This is a genomic window from Anatilimnocola aquadivae, from assembly GCF_049819085.1.
Classification (GTDB): domain Bacteria; phylum Planctomycetota; class Planctomycetia; order Pirellulales; family Pirellulaceae; genus Anatilimnocola.
The window spans coordinates 3,437,587-3,459,610 of sequence record NZ_CP187419.1; the positions used below are offsets into that span (position 1 = coordinate 3,437,587).

22 protein-coding genes are annotated in these 22,024 nt (G+C 54.7%); 9 read left to right on the plus strand and 13 right to left on the minus strand.

All coding sequences use genetic code 11. The features are described from left to right. Positions 1-270: 270 nt before the first annotated feature. The 5 genes from NA78x_RS13920 to NA78x_RS13940 form a co-directional block, all read right to left on the minus strand. On the minus strand, positions 271-1,164 hold the full coding sequence (locus NA78x_RS13920) for a plasmid partitioning protein RepB C-terminal domain-containing protein (RefSeq protein WP_425619054.1): 894 nt from the start codon (positions 1,162-1,164) through the stop codon (positions 271-273). After that, complete coding sequence (locus tag NA78x_RS13925; protein WP_425619055.1) at positions 1,136-2,056, minus strand: plasmid partitioning protein RepB C-terminal domain-containing protein; 921 nt, start codon at positions 2,054-2,056, stop codon at positions 1,136-1,138. Before NA78x_RS13925 ends, NA78x_RS13920 begins: the two co-directional genes overlap by 29 nt. Further along, positions 2,053-3,603 (minus strand): recombinase family protein, encoded by a 1,551-nt coding sequence (locus NA78x_RS13930; RefSeq protein ID WP_425619056.1) that lies wholly within the window; start codon positions 3,601-3,603, stop codon positions 2,053-2,055. Before NA78x_RS13930 ends, NA78x_RS13925 begins: the two co-directional genes overlap by 4 nt. A gap of 85 nt (positions 3,604-3,688) precedes the next feature. Further along, positions 3,689-4,165, minus strand: a complete 477-nt coding sequence (locus tag NA78x_RS13935; RefSeq protein ID WP_425619057.1) for a hypothetical protein — start codon at positions 4,163-4,165, stop codon at positions 3,689-3,691. Between the two features lie 208 nt (positions 4,166-4,373). After that, a complete protein-coding gene (locus NA78x_RS13940) occupies positions 4,374-4,496 on the minus strand; it encodes a BBE domain-containing protein (RefSeq protein ID WP_425619449.1) in 123 nt (40 codons plus the stop codon). A 698-nt stretch (positions 4,497-5,194) separates the two neighbouring features. On the opposite strand from NA78x_RS13940, the gene NA78x_RS13945 reads away from it, so the two are divergent. The 3 genes from NA78x_RS13945 to NA78x_RS13955 all read left to right on the plus strand — a co-directional run bounded on the left by NA78x_RS13945 (position 5,195) and on the right by NA78x_RS13955 (position 8,844). Beyond that, positions 5,195-5,926 carry a hypothetical protein gene (locus NA78x_RS13945; RefSeq protein WP_425619058.1) on the plus strand — a complete coding sequence of 244 codons (732 nt, stop codon included), beginning with the start codon at positions 5,195-5,197 and terminating at the stop codon, positions 5,924-5,926. Between the two features lie 276 nt (positions 5,927-6,202). After that, positions 6,203-8,503 carry a hypothetical protein gene (locus NA78x_RS13950; RefSeq protein WP_425619059.1) on the plus strand — a complete coding sequence of 767 codons (2,301 nt, stop codon included), beginning with the start codon at positions 6,203-6,205 and terminating at the stop codon, positions 8,501-8,503. A 68-nt stretch (positions 8,504-8,571) separates the two neighbouring features. Beyond that, positions 8,572-8,844, plus strand: coding sequence for a hypothetical protein (locus tag NA78x_RS13955; protein WP_425619060.1), 273 nt, complete (start codon positions 8,572-8,574; stop codon positions 8,842-8,844). A 208-nt stretch (positions 8,845-9,052) separates the two neighbouring features. Here NA78x_RS13955 and NA78x_RS13960 read toward each other — a convergent pair whose 3' ends face one another. Continuing rightward, on the minus strand, positions 9,053-10,126 hold the full coding sequence (locus NA78x_RS13960) for an integrase core domain-containing protein (RefSeq protein WP_425619061.1): 1,074 nt from the start codon (positions 10,124-10,126) through the stop codon (positions 9,053-9,055). Positions 10,127-10,857: 731 nt separating this feature from the next. On the opposite strand from NA78x_RS13960, the gene NA78x_RS13965 reads away from it, so the two are divergent. The 5 genes from NA78x_RS13965 (at position 10,858) to NA78x_RS13985 (ending at position 14,740) form a co-directional block, all read left to right on the plus strand. Then, entirely contained in the window at positions 10,858-11,376 is a 519-nt protein-coding gene (locus NA78x_RS13965; protein ID WP_425619062.1) for a hypothetical protein, read from the plus strand. 134 nt (positions 11,377-11,510) lie between these two features. Then, complete coding sequence (locus NA78x_RS13970) at positions 11,511-12,107, plus strand: class I SAM-dependent methyltransferase (RefSeq protein ID WP_425619063.1); 597 nt, start codon at positions 11,511-11,513, stop codon at positions 12,105-12,107. A gap of 586 nt (positions 12,108-12,693) precedes the next feature. Continuing rightward, positions 12,694-13,149, plus strand: coding sequence for a GNAT family N-acetyltransferase (locus NA78x_RS13975; RefSeq protein ID WP_425619064.1), 456 nt, complete (start codon positions 12,694-12,696; stop codon positions 13,147-13,149). A 58-nt stretch (positions 13,150-13,207) separates the two neighbouring features. After that, positions 13,208-13,993, plus strand: coding sequence for a class I SAM-dependent DNA methyltransferase (locus NA78x_RS13980; protein WP_425619065.1), 786 nt, complete (start codon positions 13,208-13,210; stop codon positions 13,991-13,993). A 429-nt stretch (positions 13,994-14,422) separates the two neighbouring features. Beyond that, the gene (locus tag NA78x_RS13985; RefSeq protein ID WP_425619066.1) at positions 14,423-14,740 is read left to right on the plus strand and encodes a hypothetical protein; all 318 of its coding nucleotides are present in this window, start codon (positions 14,423-14,425) and stop codon (positions 14,738-14,740) included. 87 nt (positions 14,741-14,827) lie between these two features. Here NA78x_RS13985 and NA78x_RS13990 read toward each other — a convergent pair whose 3' ends face one another. The 7 genes from NA78x_RS13990 to NA78x_RS14020 form a co-directional block, all read right to left on the minus strand. Next, complete coding sequence (locus NA78x_RS13990) at positions 14,828-15,043, minus strand: hypothetical protein (RefSeq protein WP_425619067.1); 216 nt, start codon at positions 15,041-15,043, stop codon at positions 14,828-14,830. Between the two features lie 285 nt (positions 15,044-15,328). Then, positions 15,329-15,793, minus strand: a complete 465-nt coding sequence (locus tag NA78x_RS13995) for a hypothetical protein (protein WP_425619068.1) — start codon at positions 15,791-15,793, stop codon at positions 15,329-15,331. Between the two features lie 124 nt (positions 15,794-15,917). After that, positions 15,918-16,469: an exonuclease domain-containing protein gene (locus NA78x_RS14000; protein ID WP_425619069.1), complete on the minus strand. Its 552-nt coding sequence runs from the start codon at positions 16,467-16,469 to the stop codon at positions 15,918-15,920. Beyond that, entirely contained in the window at positions 16,459-17,712 is a 1,254-nt protein-coding gene (locus NA78x_RS14005) for an AAA family ATPase (protein ID WP_425619070.1), read from the minus strand. Before NA78x_RS14005 ends, NA78x_RS14000 begins: the two co-directional genes overlap by 11 nt. Beyond that, positions 17,712-18,233 (minus strand): hypothetical protein, encoded by a 522-nt coding sequence (locus NA78x_RS14010; protein WP_425619071.1) that lies wholly within the window; start codon positions 18,231-18,233, stop codon positions 17,712-17,714. The genes NA78x_RS14005 and NA78x_RS14010 overlap by 1 nt, the downstream gene beginning before the upstream one ends. A gap of 3 nt (positions 18,234-18,236) precedes the next feature. Continuing rightward, positions 18,237-19,232, minus strand: coding sequence for a CBASS oligonucleotide cyclase (locus NA78x_RS14015; protein WP_425619072.1), 996 nt, complete (start codon positions 19,230-19,232; stop codon positions 18,237-18,239). Beyond that, on the minus strand, positions 19,229-20,863 hold the full coding sequence (locus NA78x_RS14020) for an SAVED domain-containing protein (protein WP_425619073.1): 1,635 nt from the start codon (positions 20,861-20,863) through the stop codon (positions 19,229-19,231). Before NA78x_RS14020 ends, NA78x_RS14015 begins: the two co-directional genes overlap by 4 nt. A 104-nt stretch (positions 20,864-20,967) precedes the next feature. Here NA78x_RS14020 and NA78x_RS14025 point away from each other — a divergent pair, with 104 nt between their 5' ends. Continuing rightward, positions 20,968-21,888: a helix-turn-helix transcriptional regulator gene (locus NA78x_RS14025; RefSeq protein ID WP_425619074.1), complete on the plus strand. Its 921-nt coding sequence runs from the start codon at positions 20,968-20,970 to the stop codon at positions 21,886-21,888. Positions 21,889-22,024: the final 136 nt, after the last annotated feature.

The following is a 22,024-nucleotide window of genomic DNA, read 5'->3' on the forward strand; positions in this document are numbered from 1 at the left end:
TCGTGCGGTGGCAATGTGAGCGGTCGATCTCTTAGGCAAAAAGAATCTCGGGCACGATATAGGGAACGGGACCACAGATCTTTGTCAGGCTGCCCTTCCTTGGTTAACCGAGCCGCTTGCGGCCGTTGAACTGCCAATGCAGTCATTTCACAGTTCGCCCGCGCAAACGCGTGGGTTAACTAAATGCGGAAACCTGATATTGAGCGATAGATGGGCTACTAGGCCGGGAGGAGCCGTTCCGACCGTGAAGTTACGAGTGTTACCAAATCTTTAGCCCGTGCTATCAGCTAGGCTCCTCGATTCCACAAGTTTTTGGAATTCGACATGGATTTCTGGATGATGCTGCGAGAAATACCTGGCAACGCGGGCGTTGTCCAAGATTTTGCGAAGGTAACCGACCACGAGTATCAGGTTCAAAGTGTTCTTACCGTGCGTCTCTTCGATCACCTTGAACTCACGACCTAACGACTCGGTTTCGTGTTCCATCCGCTCAATCTCGTCGGCCGAAACGCCACGCAGTTCCTTGGCCTGCTCCCCATCAATCAACTGTTCTGGCGGCGTCGTAGCCACCAGGCACTTTGCATAGCCCACCGAAAAGTGCCTGGTTGTGCACATGATTTCGGCAATCTCGATTTGCCGCATCGGCTTCATCTTGCGAAGCTCTCGAAATGCCGGAGGAGTGATGTGCTGGTCTTTCAGAAGTTGGACCGCTTCGGGACAAATACCATCGAGCATGTCCCGTTTTTGCCGGATACTGGCAATATCGACATCCAAAGCGCGGGCCAGCCGAACTTCAGAAACACCATGTTTGAGCGCCCGCAGGATCATGAAGTGTTCCTGAACGGGCGGCAGTCGACTGACCTTGTGGTTGTAGGTGAACGCCTCGTCGTCGGTCGCGCTCAAACACTTTGCTGTCGCCTCGCCCATCGTTTTGAGGATTGACCAGCGAATGTGGCCATCCAAAAGCATGTAGGGACAATCTTTTTTCACCTGACGATACACAACGAGCGGCTCGATCAGACCCAGCTCACGGATGGAAGCCGCGATGCAGCGATACTTGGAACTCCCTTTGGTCGAGTCGTCGATCCGCCGCATCGGCAAGATCTGATCGAGCGGTAGCAACAGAACGTCATTGTCACATGCCAATCGCACTGGTTCCGTCATGGGACACCTCGCTGTTGGAAATCTGATCAGCAAGATACTGCGGCAATGTATCGAGACCTTCGGCGCGGAGGAGCGTCACAAAGTTCTCGTCCTGAAAGAGCTGCTTCAGAGCGGAGACCGCAAACCGCAATCGCGTTTCGCAAATCTTGGCCTTTTGAATGACCATCTTTTGCTTCATGGTTTCGCGTTGAAACGTGCGCAGCAGGTCATTGCTGGTGACTGGTTTCTCGGCCGCCTTCCGCCCTGGACTGTGAACCCTTTTGCCCCGACTTCTCCGGTTTTCGATCAATCGCCGCGCTCGCAGTAGATCCTTGCCGCGCAGGTCGTTCTTTTCATAGGCCTCCTGGAGCGCACGCTGGACGCCCTTGTCGTCAGAAGTGGCGATCGTGATCGCGATGCCGAGCGGCAGCTCTCCACGCTCGACTGCCATAAGCAAGCGCTCTTCGCCGTTCAAAAGCAGTTGCAGAATCCCTTTCACGTAGTTCAGATGCAAGTCCGTTTTCTTTGCGATCTCGGAGTGACTGTAGCCACGCTCTTTCAGCGAACTGATCTCCCGCAGGAGCGCAACACTCGTCGGTCGGCGACGGGCGAGGTTTTCAGTCAGTCCCATCAATAGCAGGTCTTCCTTTGTTCCTTCGACGACGATGGCCGGAATCTCTTCCTGGCCCAAAGCGATAAAGGCCTCTAAACGTCCTTGCCCGCAGACCAAGTGGTACAAGGCATCGCCATTGCTGCCGCTGACAAGGGTGACGGTGATGGGTTTCTTCAGTCCCAAGTTCGCAATGTTACTGATGATTTGTCCGAATTTACGTTTTCCGCGTCCGCGCGGGTTCAGAACGTGGATCTGCTTGACCGGGATCATTCGAACCTTGTTCTCAAAATGGGCGTTCATGCGGCCACCTCGATCTTTTTGCGAGCTGCCATCTCGGCGAAATAGTCCAGGCTCTCGAACTGATATGTGTCCAGATAGGCTCCGTTGGCTTCACACAGCAGTAACCGAGGAGCTTCGATGTCCATGATCGGCAGCAGATAGTAGTCAGCCGGCCGATGGTTCGAGACATCCATCCGCACGAGGATCGTAATGTCCGGCACCAAGCGGCGTTTCATTTGAATGAGCCAGCGCAGTGATCCGGCCGGCGTCTGTAGGCACCGAGAAAGCACCATCGTCGCGCTGTACTCGCCGTTGATGAGCAACAGGTCGGTCGTGCTGTCCTGGGTGACGGATGCCCCAACGGCATCGAGGCGGCGGATGATGTCCGCCACCAGCTGCGGATAGAGTTTGCGCAAGTCTTTGTTGATTTCTAAGTACCGGTAGTCCCTATCAGGTTCGTACCCGGCCAAGCGGTAGGCGTTTACCAAGCTCCCGAACCGTGCACGATAGGCGCCGCTCGACGGCATATCCTCCGCACTGTCGATCAGATGACTCGAAAGCAAAGGATTGCCTTTAGCCAGCTCCCGCAACCTCGCCAGCATTTCTTCGTCGGAGAAGCGACGGTTGCGCTCCTGAATGATGCCACGGGCTATAAAAAATGCTGCTGCGGAAACGATCGGTTCGAACGCGTCATTGGATCGAACCCACATGTCCGGCGTGTTGCGGACATGTTTCTTCTTCAGTTTGAACGAAGTACGGTTGTAAACGTTGTTGCCGATGTACTTTTCATTCGTCAGCACTTGCCGCACGGTGCTGCGCGTCCAAGCCCTCCCCAAATCGGTCACCACTCCCCGAGCGTTGAGCTCCTTGGCAATTTCCGCTTCTCTCTTCCCTTTGTCGGTGAACTGTTCGTAGATCCAGCGAATCGTGGCCTGCTCCTGCTCCGGACCAGGCACGAGGATCACACGGTCTGTCTGCAGGCTCTTTTGTTCACCCCGACTCAATGTCCCCTTGGGATCACCGGCTTGGTTAATGAGCATCCGCCGCAAACCGAATCCTGCCATTCCACCCTGGCGGTAACCCAGCTCGATAAGGCGACATTGGCCTTTAAACACCTTGGCCGACAGTTCCCGGCTATATTCTCCGGCCATAGCCCGCTTGACGCTCTTGATGATCGTCGAAGTGGGAGCGCCGTCGTTTTCGAATTGCTCAGCGCAGTAGTGAACCTCGATGCCAGCCCGCTTGCAGAGGTACTCGTAGTAGGCACTCTCGTCGGCATCCTGAAACCGACCCCAGCGGCTAATGTCGTAGACCAGGATGGCGTGAAAGTTCGCCCTGCCGCTTTGCACGTCATCAATCAGCCGGCGAAGACACTCCCGTCCGGCGACATTCAGGCCACTCTTGCCTTCATCGGCGTAGGTCCGCACGATTTCGTACCCGCGTTTGGCGGCGTACTCGCGGATCGCGTCATCTTGGTTGGCTGTCGAGTACTGCTGGTGCTCAGTTGACATCCGCACGTACTGGGCCGCAGGAATCAGCGGCGTAGCCGGGGAAAGAGGAGCATTCATGGTCGCCACCACAATTGTTGGCTGGGCTGACCGGACGCCGTTCATTGTGCGCCGGACCTGTGGCACGGCGCGGTACATTCCTGTGTCATCGCTGTGGCATTTTTCTTTCTTCGATGGGAAGTTTCAGCGAATAGTGCCCAGCAACCGAGCCATCGATTGCATCGGCAACTTCGCGCATTCCTCGCGAACAGAGAGCCTTCCGAAGGCGCTTCGTAACACTGCGAATCGCCGAATCACTTACGTTGCTCTCCCAGACTTCCGACAGCAGATCCTCATACGAGAGAAACGTATTCGGTTGCGCTGCCAACCGCTCGATGAAGCGGAACGGCAGCGTGTTCCCCAAGAAGCAGCACTTCCCGCCAAATTTGATCGCGAAGAGCAATCGATCAATCTCAAACCGAGCAGGAGGGGGCCTCGCACCCCGCAAGGGTTCCCCGGCATCCGGCAACAGCATCTCGGCCAGGAGCGCCAGAGCCTGTTCCATTTGCTGCATCGCCGCCGCGTGAGCAACGGCCAACTGGCGTAGTGCTTCGCGAATTCGAGCCTCTTTGATGGAATCCATAAAGCGTCCACCTTTCGCAGCAAGGAGATCCTCCACGTGTCACAAAACCACGACGCAACCGTATGGTAGTCGGGACCGGTGACGCGCCCTCCTGAGTCAGCGGTGCACCAATGCCGTAAATGCGACTGTCGACTTCAATGCCATCACGTAAGCGATTAGCTCAGCTTCGGTGTTCCCGCATCTACTGCGAATGGTGGGCGTACGGGCCTTAAGATTGAGACGGCGCGATGTTGGCGTTCCCAAGGAAGGACTTAGTCTGGTCGAATTGGTTCTTCAGTGCGAGCAGTCGATCGTAGTTGGGTGCGAATAGAGAGCACGAGCTTGCTTGGATTCGTAGGTCGCTTGGATGATGCTAAGCCGGGGCTTGCGCTTCGTGAACCGAACCGCGCAATGCGGTCGGATACTTACCGATGCGGGCGTGGCTGGCATGGTCCAAGCTAGGTGCAAACCTGTTCAATGAGCGAGGCGCGATTGACAAGTTCAAAGTGAAACGCATCAACCGCGGCCTAATTTCCTTGCTCTATTGCACAACACCTATTTCTGAGGCGCATATCTTCCAGGAGTGATCTGCGGTTTTTGGTCCGATCATTAGCTTGCATAAGTGACAGAAGGCGTCACCGGTAAATGCAAATCTTCAAAGCCCAGACAAAATCTGCTTGCTACAGCTTCGCCTGATGTGTCAGAATTCTCCGTGTTTGGTACCTAGCATCGGTTTAGTTCAAAAGTCTTTGAGGTTGTAATGGCACACTGGTCAAGAGAGACAAACTCGGTGAAACATGATGAGTCGCGCTCCTCCCCTGCAGCATCCTCCGGCCCAGTGCACTACTCCATTTCCCAAAGCGAAAGAGATTGTTAGTCCAACGAAAACAATCAGTCCGACCCTTCGGACAAAGGTGTGAACCCACTTTTGGAATGCTTAAAGACCTCTTTGGCTCCGAGCATCCCCGTCTACGAGATATTGGCAGTATCCCACAGCCAACTGCAATTATTAAATAACACGTCACTTCCTCTTCCGGCGGACGACACAACATGGCAGACGACCCCAGTCCTTTTGAAATATACACCAAAGAATTTGAACTGCGTCTCAAGCTGATCGAGACGATGGGTAAGTGGAACAAGGAGATGGCGGAAGCTGAAGTGCAATGGGCAACCGCCCGCTTGACCCATGCTCGCGCCGCCACGGTGGAAAAGATCAATCGCGAATTGCAGATCGCGATGCTTGAGCTGAAGCGTGAGGAGCGCAGGGCCAAAGATCGCATCAGTAGGGCAGAGAACGATGCTCAGAAAACTAAGATGCTGATGACCGCCCGCAAGCCTGCAAGCGCGATTTCGTTTTCACAAGCATGGAACGGATTCGACTGGTTTCTAGGTGAATCCGACTCAGAAGCAGTATTGGCAGCAATCGAGTTGCCGGCCGACATTACCCATCGGGCGCGTACGAACTTTGTCGCGATTCTCGTTACGAAACCAGAGGTTGTTGATGCCCCTGACGAGTACAACAATTTCGGCCTATTGAAAGGTTGGATGCAGTCGAACTACTTCTTCTTCAAGAGTGGCTCCCCAGTTCATTCACTAACGATCAAGGCCATGAAGGCGATTCAGAACTCGCGGACAGCCGTCTTAGCGGACTTGAGAGCACGTCTCGCGGAAACCCGTGACCAGTCATACGAAAAGATGTCCGAACTGAGGGCATTTCTCGGGTTGCCCGCCGCGGCAGAAAAAACTCCATCTGTACCGAAAACCGGCAGTCCAGGAACCTAACGCTGACGTGCTGCCGTCAACTTGACCAACGACAAAACTTCCCCAGTATCGAGGATACACTTTGCGCGGATCCGCGACATCGTGAATAAAACGGATTTGTTCATGTGCGTCACCGCGTTCTTCGCTTGATTCGGCCGCCACCCTCGTTACACGTGCAATCTCCAGATGCGCCCTAGTACACAGCTCGAATTAGAATCCCGGGGTGCCGCCCGTATCTATCAACGCGCGCTGCAATTACTCCATTCGTCGATAACACCGAAACAGGACCGAGAGGATGTGGTCCAGTCGTTCTTCGAACAGTGGATGTCAAATGATCCTGAACGCGCGCTCGAGGAATGTCGGGAAGTCGGTCTTGTGAAGGAAGACCAACCCGTAACGTTGAAGCATATACAGATCAGCCACCTTACGTCGACCGAACAGAATTCCTTTGAAAAGCGACGAAAGCTGCATTTGCACGAGCTGGCAGTCGGATCCACCGTTCTGGATCGTGTCCCCGCAAATCAACGCAATCCCATTCCAGCCGCTGCCCTAGGGATGGAAACCATTCCGCTCGGTAAAGGAGTGTATCACCCGCCAGAGGACTGGCAATTCCGCCAACCGGATCCTGATGCGAAAGCAGATCGATATGCCAAGTGGCGAGGCCTGCGACTTGAAAGCGATGTGAACCTGTTAACCGATCCGCACAGTGAAATATCGAGCGAATACTTTTCTGCCAACGACGTTCTTTATGGCGGTTGGAGCGACACTCTCAGCGATCAACTTATTCGTTTCGTAAATATTGCTGTCGTAGATGCCAATGCTAAAGTCGCCATTCCTCACGAAGAGACTCTCCTCGCTGCTACTTGTTATTTCCTGCGACTCAACATCGGACCCTTTGACCCAGAGAATGTTGTTTTGAATGCGGCTGACAACCCTTTCCCTTCCCATCTCCTACCTTACCTTCCCGAAGGGCACTGGCTCGAAGCTGTCGTAGTCAGCGACAATTTCGTCGTTTCTTCATCGGCCCAGAGTTTCTTTCTGCCAAGAGAAGGGCCGAGTTGGGTATGCGACTGTCAGCGTGAGAAACACCACCAGTGCCATCCGGCTAACCGCCGTCGTCACCTGTTCTTCGATCTCAGAACGCCGGCATCTGCCGGTTGCGCGCGGCTCCGTGTGATGGTCTACTATCATAACAATCTCATCCAGTCACAACTGCTCACCGCAGCGGTCGGCGACGCTGCAGGTGGATATTATGCATGGGTCGACTACTCACTGTCTGCTGCCCTCGACGATCTTGACTCGTTCCCTCCCCGCGGCCTCAACATCCTGACCAATGCAAATGCCGACGATTCCCACCGTATAGTTTTCCATACCGGTTCGGCCGACGGCGAGGGTTTAGTGTTTAATCTGACTGATGGTCAGATCCGGGGCGCGATTGACGCCGCCCGTGAAGCTCTCAGGGACGTCCACATTGAGGAGGTTTCCAGTAGCTTCCTAAGTGGGAGTCGGACGACCATGAGGAACCGATTCGGTCGCCGGAACGAAAAGTCACTTGCCAGCTTCACGAAAGACCTACGTCTCCTCGCGGTCCTTGGATGGCAGCTGTGGACGGCCCTCATGTCCAAGCACCCGGAACGTCGGACTGAACTGCGGACCAAGGCGTTAGCTGAGCCTACGACAATTCAGATTAGCCGGACTGATGGAAGTTCGTTCGTTTTCCCTTGGGCGCTTGTGTATGACATCCCTATTGACGTTGATCCGGATGAGCTTCAGCCATGCGAACTCTTAACCATAGATTGGGACCAGTGGTGTCGAACCTCTGCTGACGTGCCATCGTGCCCGTGCTCAAAACACTCTGCTAACACACTTTGCCCTTTCGGCTTTTGGGGCTTGAAACATATCATCGAAATGCCCCCGGCTTCAAGAACCGGCTATTCCGTCCCTCGAGTAATAAGGGCCACCAACGCCCCACCTACAGTTACTGCTGCTCTCAGTTCAGAACTCGATAAGGTGCTCACGGACACACACTTGACATCCCTTAGTTCCCGCCTCAAGGGATTATCAGTTCGTCCGTGCCATTCTCGCTCGGAAGTCAAAGAGTCGCTCGCCCAGGATGGACTGGAAGTAGCATACTTCTACTGCCACGGTCGGCGGGAGACCATTCGCGGAATGAAGGAGCCGGTCCCATTCCTTGAGATAGGGGAGGGTGAGCGGATTCGGCCCAGCGACATCATCGCTTGGGAACAGTCCGGATGGTCTCCTAGGCACTGGCGCGACACATCGCCGTTAGTGTTTATCAATGGTTGTCACACCACTGAACTCATCCCAGAGACACTGGTTAACTTCGTCGATGTATTCATGAATGTGAGGGCCTCGGGGGTAATTGGCACTGAGGTGGCCGTACACCAACAGGTTGCTGGCGAGATAGCAGAGGAATTCTTCTTCAGACTCCAAAGCGGAATATCTGTCGGACAAGCGCTCAAGGAGGTTCGGCTGACGCTTCTCAAGAAGGGCAATCTTCTGGGACTCGCATATACTCCGTACTGCTCGGCGGATCTAGTGCTCGTGCCAGGGGAGCAGAAGAATAATCTTAACTGACGGTTGCACAATAACTAGGCAGTGCGTACGCCTGTCCACGACAAACTTATTCAATTAAGGAGGACATCATGTCACCCATGTTCGGCGCGGTATGCTTCGGCGCGGTAATCGGATGGATAACATACCGGACTCTGAGGCGATCGTCGGAGCAAACTAAGCTCGGGGATATCTCAGCGGTCATTGGGGCTGTTGGTGGTGGGGCGGTGATCGCGATATTCAACGATCAGGATCAATTCTCGGGGTATTCGATTGGACTGGCTGCTGGATTCTTTGCGTATTTCTTGGTTGGACTCTTCATCGCGGGAAAGAGTGAAGTGAACGGCTGGATGGGAAAGGATTGAGCAAACTTGAATGCACCCTTCCCTACTCCGCCGGATCGAATCGTCTTCGAAGGATCATTCTGAGTTGGGGGATTGGTTTAGTTGTGCTACCGCCGCGCAGGCGTCTCGCGTTATTGCCCGCGATGGGCCGGAATTCCAAATCTCGTCTGCCCAAGCCCGAGACGAGCGGCGCTAGCCCCAACATTCCAGCCCGGCAACCGCGGCTCTCTTACGCCGCCTTGCGACTGTAGCTCTTCAGCAATCCGCCAAGTCGCTCTGAGCACTGAATCTCGTTCAGTGAGATTGCTTCAACCGGTTTCGGCTTGCGCTTTCGGACCAGCAGCTCGTTCTCGATCCCTATGCCCTGGTGCGGACGTTCTGAATGGTAATGCTCAAGATACTCGTTGCAAACGTGATCCATGTGCGTCTCGCCGAAGATCACGAATCGATCCAGGCATTCTTGTTGGATCGATTGAACGAAACGCTCGACGAAGGCGTTTGTATTTGGGCTGCGAAACTCGTTCGCCTTCGGCTTCACTCGTTTTGAACGGAGCACTTGATCTACTGCCTTTGTGAACTTGGTGTCGCGATCACGCTGCACCGTTGCGACACGAAGCTTCTGAGCACGTGCCTGTTCGACGAATGCCGCAGCCTGGGCGACAACCCATGCTTCATTCGGTTGGAAGGTTGCCGGCGAAAGGATCACACGCCGTGTTTCCACGTGGATGAAGGCCAGTACGAAGACCTCGCGAATGCCTTTCATCGTCAGAAGTCGCTTGGAGAAGAAGTCACACTGCCACAGCGACGCGGCATGCTGCTTCAGGAAGTCGTCCCAAGTTCCCTCACCACGCCGCGGGCCCGGTGCGTAGCCTGCCGCCTTGAGAATGTTCTTCACCGTGTTCCGGCTTGGCGGCTTGATGCCGAGTTTCTTCAATTCGCCCATGATCCGGGTATAGCCCCATTGGTTTTCTCGGGCCATCAGCAGAATGAGCTGGCGAATCTGCTCGGGCGTATTCGGCCGGCCTCGTTTTCGTTTCTGCGGTTTCGGCTTCTTCTCGGCCCGAATCCAACCCAGGAGGGTCTCGGGGGCAACGATCGTCGTCAATTGACGGAGCACCTTGCCGCCCAGCTTCTGGGCGAACTTGATCAAGCGAACACGTTCCTTCGGCGTGCAGACGATTCTCTGGGGCAGCCTGGAACGGAGGATCTGGTTCTCGACCTTCAGGTATTTGACCTGGCGGGCCAGTTCTTTCTGTGTGGCGCCGGCGATCACGAGCAGCAGGGACTGAAAGATGTTGACCATCGAATTACACTGGATTTGACGCAGTAAATGATGGGTGTGGATTCTTTTTTGCACCCCGGGGGCACCATCGGCCATCTGAAACGTACTTCGATTTCCATTGATGGGTCGGTTGGGATTCTGGCCTCGTCAGCAACTCATGAGAAAGTCGCAAGCAAACAGAGAGCGCGCAGAGAGCGCCAGAAATTCTCTGGTCTGTTAACCGGTTCGCCCCAAATGTTAGTAAAGCGTTGGGTTCGTTAGTGACACCGAACCGGACTCGAAATCAGCAAGTGCTGTGTTCAAAGCCACTTACGCAAATTGAAAAACAGAGAACTTGTTCGAAGAGGGTTGTGCACGGGGAGCTTTTCTTTCTTTCCCGGAAACGGGATACCCTGCGGTTAACGCAGTTTGCCGGCCAGAGAGTCCCTCTGGCCGCTTGCGTTTACTAGAGAAACAGCAACGGGTTACGACGACGGAGCGACTCTCTGCCAGTCGTAGAATTGGTCCTCCAATTCTACTTCGACCCCTCTCCTGCCGCCACCTTTCTTAGAACTCTCTGTACTCTCTTTCCGCAGGGCCGAGCGGGTTAACAACCCGGTTGCTCTCGCACCCCGAAGGCGACCAGTTCGGAATCTTGCCCAAACCTCCGCAGGGGCATTTGAGATCGATCGACTTCTTTCCCTTGATCAAAACTCTGATTAACTTGGCGGTTCAGCAAGCGAATACGTAGTAATTCAGCGGAGGCGTTTCTCGTGTCGATGTCGCACAAGGCCTACGCGTTCGACTGGCGCGAATTCGAGAGCGACGAGCTCCACCACCTCCTCATCGCGGCACTCGAATCGGGCGATCCTACAACCATCACGAAGTACATCGAGGCGCATCACGAACAGATTAAAGACCCCTTCGCGGGGCAACCAATCGAGCAACGTTGGCAGGCTACCTTTGGAAACCGCGATGTCCATGAGTACGGCGACTTTGCACTGACCCGGTTTTACGATCCTGCCGACGACCAGGGCATCGCCGATTCTTGGTTGGCGGTAGATGCGGCGCTTGCGCCGCACGATCGATCGGCACTGCTCGGTTCGACCTTGGGCAGGCCTGGGCACGAATTTGATCCGGGCCGTCAGGGTTCCTATTTCCAGACACCCGAGCGTGTGGTTGAATCGCTGCGACGAATCGAACGTATCACACGCGCTCGTGAGTTAGAGTCGTACATGCAGTTGCTTAGCAGGTGTGCGGGAAACGGCCTTGGCGTGTACGTCACTTTTTGACGTGGCTCGGCGGATCGGCCACGGGATAGCGACCCACTGCTGCGGAAAGGCCGGGCATCGCAGTCCTACCCACACTCGGTTCTCGCTTTGCTTAACCCTGCTCAGGACGTGAGATAACAAATACTATGTCTTCAATGAGCCCCACTGACATCGGTAGGAGCTACGACGCGATCACCGATCGATGGTCAGCGCCGGAACATCCGCTCAGCGGGCTTGCGGCACTTCAGCGTGCTGTGCAGTTCGTGAAGACCCGATGTGCTGCTCTTGATGCAGGCTGCGGGTGCAACGGACGCCTGATCGACTATCTCGTTTCGGAGAATTTTGAAGTCGAAGGTGTTGACGTTTCCGAGCACATGGTAGGTTTGGCTCGAAAACGCAATCCGACCGCCACCTTTCACCACGCTGACATTTGCGAGTGGCAGCTGTCCCGAAAATATGACCTGATCTTAGGATGGGATAGCATCTGGCATGTCCCACTCGCTGCGCAGGCGACCGTGCTGCAGAAGTTGTGCAAAAACCTGAATTCAGGAGGCGTGCTCGTGTTTACATTGGGCGGTCTTGACGCTTCGGATGAAGTGCAAGACGCTCACATGGGAGTGGCGATGTACACGGCCACGCTAGGAATTCCAAAAACTCTGGAGTTGCTCGCACAGTATGGCTGTGTTTGCAGGCATCTTGAGTACGACCAGTTTCCGGAGTTGCACGTGTACGTGATCGCGCAGAAGATATAGCCGCCTGCTGCAACGGCGGGCGTCGCTTATCCGTTGAATTCCGGTCCGCAACTCACTGAACTGATTGCAGATAGATCTGGTCCCATGCAATGGCGGCCCCTCAGTTTAACTTGACAGCTGCGCAAGAGAATAAGTAGTTAGGCGGCCGGGAATTTCGCAATGGACATGAGATTCTTTTCTCCCCCTGAGTTTTCTGGCGAACCACCGCCCGTGAATCCAACACCCTGGGATTTGTTGCCTGCGAATATTGATCCCATAGGATGCTCAATCGAGCATTTTCTCCCTCATCTATCGCAGCGCACTCAGCGAATTCTCGTGGCGCTGAAGGTTCAAACGAGCGGCGAAGTCCTCCGACTCACGCGAGAGCGGGTTTTCGCGTGTGAGCGCGGCAACGAAACAGTTCTAGTCGAACTCGAACACCCAATACTCGATCCGAAGAACCTTCGGAGCCCTTGGCCGGATCCACCTTCCTAGCTTTCAACCGCCTAACAATCCGTTGCCTGATAGTATCGCGGCATTTTTCACACTCAGGGGCACTTTGGTTACGCAACTGCAAGACGAACCGAGCCTCTCGCTAAGGTCTGCTTTGCCTGCCGACGGCCAGACGCTCACGGAGCTCGCGCGTGAGGGTAAGCGGCATTGGGGTTATCCCGAACCTTGGCTCGAAGCTTGGCGAGACACTCTGGCCGTGACACCAGAATACATCGAATCGAACGACGTTCTATGCTGCGAGGAGACCGGCCAAACGATCGGATTCATAGCGTTCACTCGCGCGGACTCCCAACCCTGGCTCGACCATTTCTGGCTCCGAATGTCGTTGATCGGGACCGGCCGCGGTGCCCAGCTCTTTCGGCTCGCCGTGCGGCACCTTCGCGGACTCGGCGTCGAGCGATTGATGATTGAAAGTGACCCGAACGCCGAAGGGTTCTATCTGCACATGGGCTGCCGTCGGGTCGGCTCGTCGGTTTCGCGGCTGACAGGAATGGAACGCGTCCTGCCGGTGCTATCCTACGACGTAGCGACGCCACCGGCTGCCGAATGACCGCCGTTGGGGCGAACCTCGGCGTTGGTATACTCTCTTTGCGGTCGGGCACCCCACCGTGCGCCGTCTCGGCCACTCAACTGCTTCACATTGCTCGACATTCTCGCATCAGATCGCCACACCTATGTTTTCCTCAACTGCCGATCTATACGACGAGGTCTATTCGTTCAAGGACTATGCCGCCGAAGCGGCGAAGATTCGCAGCTTGATAGCCACCGAACGGCCGGGTGCATGCTCGATTTTGGACGTGGGTTGCGGGACGGGAAGTCACGCGAAGGAACTGTCCGACGCCTTTGAAGTCGATGGCATCGACATCGATCCAACCTTCGTCAACATTGCGCAGGCAAAGGTGCCAAAAGGCAACTTCAGCGTTGCGAACATGACGTCGTTCAACCTCGACCGCAAGTATGACGTCGTGCAATGCCTGTTCAGTTCGATTGGGTATCTTTTGACTGCAGCCGACATTGTCGCGGCGTTTAGGTGCTTTGCTGGGCAACTGACGCCAGGCGGCGTGATACTTGTGGAACCTTGGCTGTCACCAGAGGCGTTTCAGCCGGGGCTACCGCGAATGCTCGTCGTCGACAAACCCGAGTTGAAGATTTGCCGAATGAATGTCTCTGAGCGCGACGGCGACGTCTCCGTCCTGCGATTCCATTATTTGATCGCGACCCCACAGGGCGTTCGCGCGGCCGAGGAGTGCCACCGCTTGGCCCTTGTCACGCCGGAACGGATGGCGGAGCATTTCGCCGAGGCCGGGCTGACCAGTAGTTTCGATCCGGTTGGCGTGTTCGGACGCGGCTTGTTCGTCGCGCGGATGGCGAGCGACAATTTGGCCGCCGATTAATCCGCCGCTGGTGCGGACCTCAGCGGCGGTATACTCTCACTGCGGTCGAGCGTCGCGCGTGCGCCGCCGCGGCCGCTCAACGGCATTATGCGATCAAATTCTAACTGCCCCGTCTTGCGGAGCTTTTTGAAGCGAATGGACTTAACATCGGCCGAGTTCGGAACACACCTAATCGATGCTGGATTCGCTCGTGTGAGTGCGCGGCGTTATCTGCGCGTGACACAAGCGGATGTTGTGCAACGGATTGAGCTGCGGCCGAATCGACACGGAGGCGAGATTTCGTGCGATTTGACAATCCATCCACTATGGGCACGTGAACACTTGCGTCTCGACGTGCTTGAACCTGGCATTTGGATCCGAACTCTTTGCGAACAATTCCACAGACCCGCGTTGACCTGGTACGAAAAAAGTGAAAAGGGAATACAACAGATGATCGATGCGATCATCAATGCTGGCTTGCCCTGGTTCGAAGCAAATACTACCGCAGAAGATATCATCGATTCCGCTACGGAATTCCCGGAACCATGGCGAAACGAGCAATTCGTGCATGTGGACCTTGGGCATTCGTACCTCCGCGCGGGTCGTCTCGACGAGGCGCTACGAATACTCGACCGCAAACCAAGCCGTGTCGCTCGTTATAAGTCGCTCGCTGACTGGATTGCCAACGGCGATACTACAGAAATCAACAAGCTGCATGCTCAATGGATCACTTCCGCCAGAGCTGAACTGCCAACCGATAGGGCATGAAGTCGCTGCCCAGCCGCTGAGCGTTGGTCCGTAATCAGACTGAATTATGAGGCCCATTCGATGTTGAAGGCGTCCGCCAATGATGTCTTAGGCCAGCTTCAACCTTTCGCCAGCGTTGGCATGCATCAACAGGGTGATTGACTCTCCTTTTGGATCAAAGCGGACTTCCCTCAGGACATTCTTTAAGGCCTTTACTTGTTGACGTTTATCGAGACGGCACCAGGCTGCCGCAAACTGCTGCTCTGGAGTTGCGGCCGTCAGGTCCGCGGGACCCTCGGTCTCGATGCTGAGTGTCTCACGCACGAACTCCTCGATCTCGAAGGCCGAAATCCCCACGTCCTCACAAGGCGGCAACCCGCTCGTGATGCTTCACGAGCCCGGTCCCGTTCATTTTCAGACAAAAGAAAGGTTGTGAGTTCTGTGCGATAGTGTTTGGTCGCCGGATCGCAAGGCAACACCGCCAGGAACGGCAATAGAGTGCGCATTTCACAATCTATAGTCGAGCACTTTAGATCCCGTAATGGAGATAGATTGCGGAGGCTGCTTGCAAGCCGCATCGCGGAGATTATGTTTTTGTTCGTGGAACTCTCAATGCTGTAGCCATGTCAGAAAAGAATAGGCTGCGGATGCGAAGCCGCCAAATCCAAAAAGGGCGAACACCAGTCCAAAGCATCGTGAGTAGCTGTATTCGCTCACGTGCGCCCGCTCTCGATCATGAGCTTCTCGCTGAAAAAGCTTGCAAATATGTGGCACCCCATCAGGACCATCGGCATACACCAACTTGTCTTCTAAGAACTGAAGTGCTTGTTCGGAACGTTTCGTGAGCGTGCGGTTGCGTCGATCCAGTTTCCAGAACACGAAGGAAACAAAGCTCAGAATGGATGCAAGGACTACAGTCATCCATTCCATTTTTGGCTCGCGCAGTACCCCACAGATACCCGCAATAATTGCACCGCAAAGTAAAAGATAAAAATTGAAAGTTTTAAGACGTTGCTCAGCGTGCCTGTCAAAGTACTTCCATGCATATTCTAGTGCTTTCCAATCATCATCCACGCAGATTTCTCCGATGCTAGTTCGTCGATTGCAGCCGTGCCAGTTGACGTTGGTTAGAACGGCCGCGGATTAAGTCAGCCTCACTAATTCCCGCTGTTGTTTTTGATTCGCCTTCATCTCAATCTCAAATCTGTGTCGCTCGTCCCTCCCGCATCTTCGCAAACATTTCAGCTTGAGCTCGAGCGTCATGCAATGCATTGTGGTCGCCCGGAACAGTCGGCAGATATTCTGTCCGAATTCTGCTCGACTTTGTCTCTTCCCAGCTACAGCCAATCATCCCCATGTAGTACGACTTCACATCCAGCGGCGCGAAACCGAAAGGATTCTTCTTCAGGAAATGGTTGAAGTACCAGTTAACGAATGACCAATCGAATCCAGCGTTGAACCCGACGAATACAGGCTTTCCATCACCAGCGACGTCTTTGACCCACGCGGCCAACTTCTTCATCGCGTCTTCGGGATCGGCACCTGTCTCGACCAGCGTTGCCAAATCGAACCCCGTCACCGTCATCGCATCAGGGACGGCGTTGTCGTTCAGCGGCTTGAACTCGACATAGAAGCTTTGGTCATCGCTGCCGACCACGCACGCCCCGAGCGATAACATGCTGTAGTCGCCGGGAATCGGGCCGGAAGATTCGACATCGACAGAAATGAACACCTCGGAATTATTCGCCATCGTTTCCTCCACCGGCCATCATCGGGGTCGGCTCCATTGCCTTGGCATGGCGCAGCAAATCTTCCGCGACCAGTGGTCGGTCTTCCGAATAGGCATCCTTCAACGCCGCCGGAATCAGTCGATCGGTGATGTCCGAAGCGGTGAATGTCGCGCCATACTTTTTCATTGCTTCATTACCCGTTAAAGCGACCAAAGATTTGAGGATGTTGCCGCTTAGGGAAAGCTCTGGCAGCGATTCTCGAAACAGACTGCTGAGCATCTCCTCGCCTGGTCGACCAAAAGTTAACCGGAGTGCAGATCGGCGGCGAATTGCTGGATCTAAGGCATCGGGCCGATTCGTAATGAAAATTACGGCAATCCTGCGGTTACTCTGCCGCAGGCCGTCGATACGCTGCAATAACGTGTTGAGGCCCGCCTTGTCTTCGTGGTGCATGTGCTGATCGGTGCGTTTTGCCGCCAAAGCGTCCGCTTCATCAATCAGCAAGAGCACGGGCTCGCCTCGAACCGAATCGGCCTTCGCCTCGGCTTGGGTGAAGGCTTGAACAATCAGGTCGGACATTTCGCCGACTAAACCTGAACCACGGACCTGTGTGTTCACCTTCAGAAGATGAACCTTCTGTTGCATCTTCGTTGCAAGTGCATCGCCGATGGTTTGCGCCAACACCGTCTTTCCGCAACCGACATCACCTTCGAGCAACACCAGCGGTGCCCGGCTGCTCATAATTTGGCAAGCGCGGAGGCTTCCGCGATGATGTTTGCTGTTCCACGAGTCGAGCCGATCGTGGAACAGCAACAGCTCCAGTTCAAGCAGCAGTTGTCGCTTGTGTTCGTCCAAACCGACCAATCGTTCGTACCACTGGCGGGCGCTTTCGTCGGGGTAGCTACGCTCGGTTTCAAAGAACTTCTGACTCATCATTGGCCTACTGGTCATGGCATGATCCTTGACAACCGGATTGCTCACGTTTGGATTTGGAAAGTTTCCGGATACCGTGATGTTAACTCGGTCGATCTTGTCGCCGCGCCGAACAGAGTCGAGAGTTTTCATCGCTTCTGCCAGGTCTCGTTCGGAAACTCGGCATCCGGCTTCTTCGACTGCCTGGCGAACAGCAACAGGGAAATAGGAGCTTTTCGCCAAATGATTGTCGCGAGCGTGTTGTTCGGCGCGCGCAAGTAGCTCCTCAGCGGTTCCGCTAATGCCGCCCAAGTCTCGCCCATCCGCCCCGATAAGGATGATTTTCGCCATTAGTTGCTCTGGAAGCGTCCTCGATCGAGGCCAAGACCGTTATTCGAGTACATTCGGTCGGACGTCACGCTTCCACGGCTAAAGTCGAGCGATTCTCCAGGGGACCACTGAATTTGGCACTTGGCCGCAATTGCCTTGCGGTCGGCCTCAGACATTGCCCACCAGTGTGAGTTTCTGTAGATCCGTACTCCGAAGTCACAATCTTGAAGTATCGAATCGTAGCGGATGCCGCCCGCGCGTTCGTCGGCGAGGCCACTGCCAGCGTTGATGACCTTGTAGACGTATGCGCCCATTACGACATTCGTGTTTTTATAGGTCCACAACAAGTCAATACGTTCGATTACTTCTTCGTCCAGCAGGATACGAAGATCGGAGATCAGCTTTTCCGCATGATTCTGGGTCATTTGGCTGTAAGTGTCGACCAAGTTGAACAGGTCGGCCTGCAGCTTGCGAGTAACATAGACAACCTTCGAAAGGGTCGACGTCGCAGAAGACGATCGGGTCAGGGTTTGAGATGACAAAGTTTAGTCCTCCTCGGAAAGTGTGCGGAAATTCTCGCCGAACAGACGGCACCAGTGGTCGACAGCTTCATCTTCATCGCCGTCACGTTCCGCGCTCCATGCAGCGGTGCAGGCGTCGTAGGCGTCTTCAACGTGATCAAGGAAATCTTTGCGGGTCTTCTCCGTCCACGTCGAAGTGACATTGTTTTTTGGATTGACCGAATCGATGACTACGACAGTCCCAGTTGCCAGCGTCTCTTTTTTAGAATTGAAGTGGTCGTCGAAAACGATCGGTTCTCTCAAGCCGTGTTTGCGTAGGAAGGTGAAAACCTGGCGGAGACTTGTCTGCCATTCAGAAGTCACGCCCTCGTCGCGAATTGCTGCGGCGGTAATCAACTCGCAGAAAATCGACGGCTGCACCAATGGCACCTGGAGGTTGTTCCACCACTTGATCATCCTCACCAGCCGATTGAATTTCACGGGCCCTGAAACCTTGCTGCTCGCAACCGTCCGGCTCGTAACGAAGTCGTTGTGAGCGGTGACGGATGTCAGGCGCCAGCCATCGTCGCGGGGAATAGGTCCTCCGTTTGTGATTTTCAGCGATTCGTCTTTAACGATCGGAGCAACATCGACCCACAGCTTGATGCCGCTCACAAACTTCACCCGAACCGCGCTTTGCAACTTGATAAAGTCCTTCTCTTCTTTCTGCGGGTAGATATCGATGAGCTTCTGTCTTGTGAAATCCAAAAGCGTATCTAGCTTTTCCTTGGTCGCGCCCTTACCGGAGTAATACGCTCCCAAGTCGACATCGAAGACGTTTTCAGTGGTGCGCATCAATGATGTGAACTTGGCGTTTGAGCCAGCTCGCAAAACTTTTTCCAAGGTAAATGTCTTGTCATCGGAGACCTTGTCGTGCAGCCTCTCGATCATGTACTCGACTTGTCGAGCGGCCTCATCGAGGTGGTCCTTACTGGGCTTAATTTTGGTTGTAAATCGCTCGAACCGCGTTTTGATCGTCATTTAGTTGCTCCTTCGGTTTCGGCTTTAGGTCGGATCACGCAGGGCTCGCCAGACATGGCAGCCGCAAAGTCGATTCCCCACTCGTATTTCCGGCTGAAGTTCCAGACCACGACCGGCGGGTGAATGTTCTCAGAAATCTGCTGACCGATATGGAATGCCAGTGACATTGGACCAGCGTAAAAAAGGTGTATCCGGTGACACGCGGGCATTTGCTTACGAATCAGATCTAGAGTCTCGCGGAATACTCGTCCGTATTCGCGAACCTGCGCTTCACTTTTGACGACGCCACGCTCTATGGCGGGGTGCGCAAGTTCGATTTGAAGCCGGGGTTTCAATCCCAGACCATCTGTGTCGGCGACATGAATCGGGTAGCTGATCGGCATTCGGATGATGACGTCGCCCCCTTCTTTGATATTACGCTTCGGAGTTCCAGTCCGATTCAGAGCGGCGAAACCATCTGGTGTCCCAGGCCAAATCCAATTGCCCGAGTCCGGTTGGAAATCAAAGAGCGCCACCTTTCGACGGTCGGTGACGATATGTCCGGCGAGAATCACTGGCGGAATTGCACATAGGCCGTGAAATGCCAGGCGAGCATCGGCTCGGCGTGCGATAGCTCCCAGCAGTGCACCCTGGGGGTCTGCTAGCCTTTGAGCCGCAGCTTCAGGATCGGTAATGGACTTGTTGTTAACAAGGTCGAGAAAATCGAGGTAGAAAAACTCCAGCTCACCATGCCTGGTCGCTTCGTCCAGCGCTGGCAAGATTTCCTGTTTAGAGATTGGTCGCAGCGATTGGGCGGTCATCACGAGTGTGGCGACGGGTTTGGCTTCGGAGAATTCTTCCGGTGGCGGACCAGGCGGGAACGGCCGCGATCGCAGAAATCCAATTGTGAATGCCGCGGCGGTGTTGGCGGCGTATTCATGCCAACCATCATTCTTATCTGGCCCGGCGTAGTCACTCACTCCGCGAATTTCCAAATAGCGAGGCGGATCGCCACTGCTCAGGACACCCTTCGCGGCGCCTGCGCCTTCCATTGCAACGCCGATCATCTTAGGGCACTGCTTCTTGATATCGTCCAACGCTTCAATGCTGGCGATCACTTGTTCGCCGCAGGCGATTGGGCCGAAGCGGACTGTCGGGAGTGCGGATTCTTCACCCAGGGCATCTGGGCGTGCGGCGTGAATTTCGCCCATCCATTCGGCGGCTTCGTAATGCTGCGCTCGACCATAGAGCATGAGGTCGGAATTGAACTGGCGTCCGCGACTTTCGAATCCCTCGGTCGTTGCCTTGCCCGGCTCGTAGTAGTACGCGTACTGCGAGACCAGCACATCTCCCAACTTGGCTTTGCCTTCGACCCCGCCTGCGATGCCAATCATCAAAATGTTTCGAGGGTGCCATCGACTAATGACCCTGGTCACCGCTATCGCCGCGTCGCTGATGCCCATTTCGAGGAGTTGGGTCAGGACCACGGTATATGGGTACGTCTCACCGGGGATTTTCAGCATCCCTGTGTAGAACGTGAGCGGCTCATCGTCAAATTGTTGCTTTAGGCAGTTTTCCAGCCTGCGCACGAATGCCTCGCGCTCTACGGCTAGAGCGGTAACGATAGCGAAGTCAATCTTTGCCTCCGGCATATTCGACCTTTGCCGTAGGCACTAATGACTACATCCTTGACGGCAGGGGATGCGCATATAAAATAGATGAGTACAGAAAAAACATCCATCTAGAAAGTATACCCATGCCGGAACCGGCGGACAAGCCTTTGACGGAACAAAAGAAGAAATCTCGCTGGAACATCGAGAAAAGGCTCGAGTTCATCGATTTCCGCCTTTACTGGGAAGGGCGAATCAATCGTTCAGATTTAGTTGAATTCTTCGGAGTGTCCGTCCCCCAGGCATCTGCAGATCTGGCACATTATCAGTTGGCTGCGCCAAAAAATGCTGTCTATGACAAGACGTTGAAGACGTACGTAGCAGGTGCCGATTTCGAACCGAAGTACTTTAGCCCGTCGGCCCATCGCTACTTGGCCCAACTACGGCTCATGGACTCAGGGACATTGGAGGAAAGTGAGGCATGGGCAAATCGCCTTCCATCTTGCTCAATTGTTCCTATGCTCCGGCGTCGCATCGACCCGACGATGTTACGCAGAATCCTTGATGCCATCCGCACTAATGCGTCCATTGAGATTCAGTACCAATCGATGTCTCGACCGGAGCCAAAATCTAGGTGGATTTCGCCGCACGCGATTGCTTTCGACGGCTTCCGCTGGCACACGCGCGCGTGGTGTCACAACCGAAGCAAGTTCCTCGACTTCGTTCTTGGCCGCATCCAGTCTGTCAACGACAGTGCGAAACCATCAGAAATCGACCCTGCATCAGATATGGCTTGGGCACGAGAAATTACGTTGCGGCTCCAGCCTAATCCTGAGCTGAAGGGTGGGAAGCGGCGCGTCGTCGAGCTCGACTTTGGGATGACCGATGGCGTCGTAGAGATGAAAGTACGACTATGCTTGGCGTTCTATCTCGAGCGTCAGTTCAATCTTGATCGCGGCTTAGATCATCCTGAATCGTTGCGGCAGCTTGTTTTTCTGGCTAACCGCGAAGAATTAATTGCGGCGAGAAAAATGGCGGGCATCGACGTCGACGAGCGAGACATCTGACGATCTCGCGAAGTCTGGCCCAAATAGCCGTTCACCGCATGCAATGAGTTCCTCAATGCAGCTGAGGCTGCTGTTTTGGGCAATGAGAGATTTGCGTCGTTTCACAACTTTGCAAAATGGTTACGGCCACCACGAA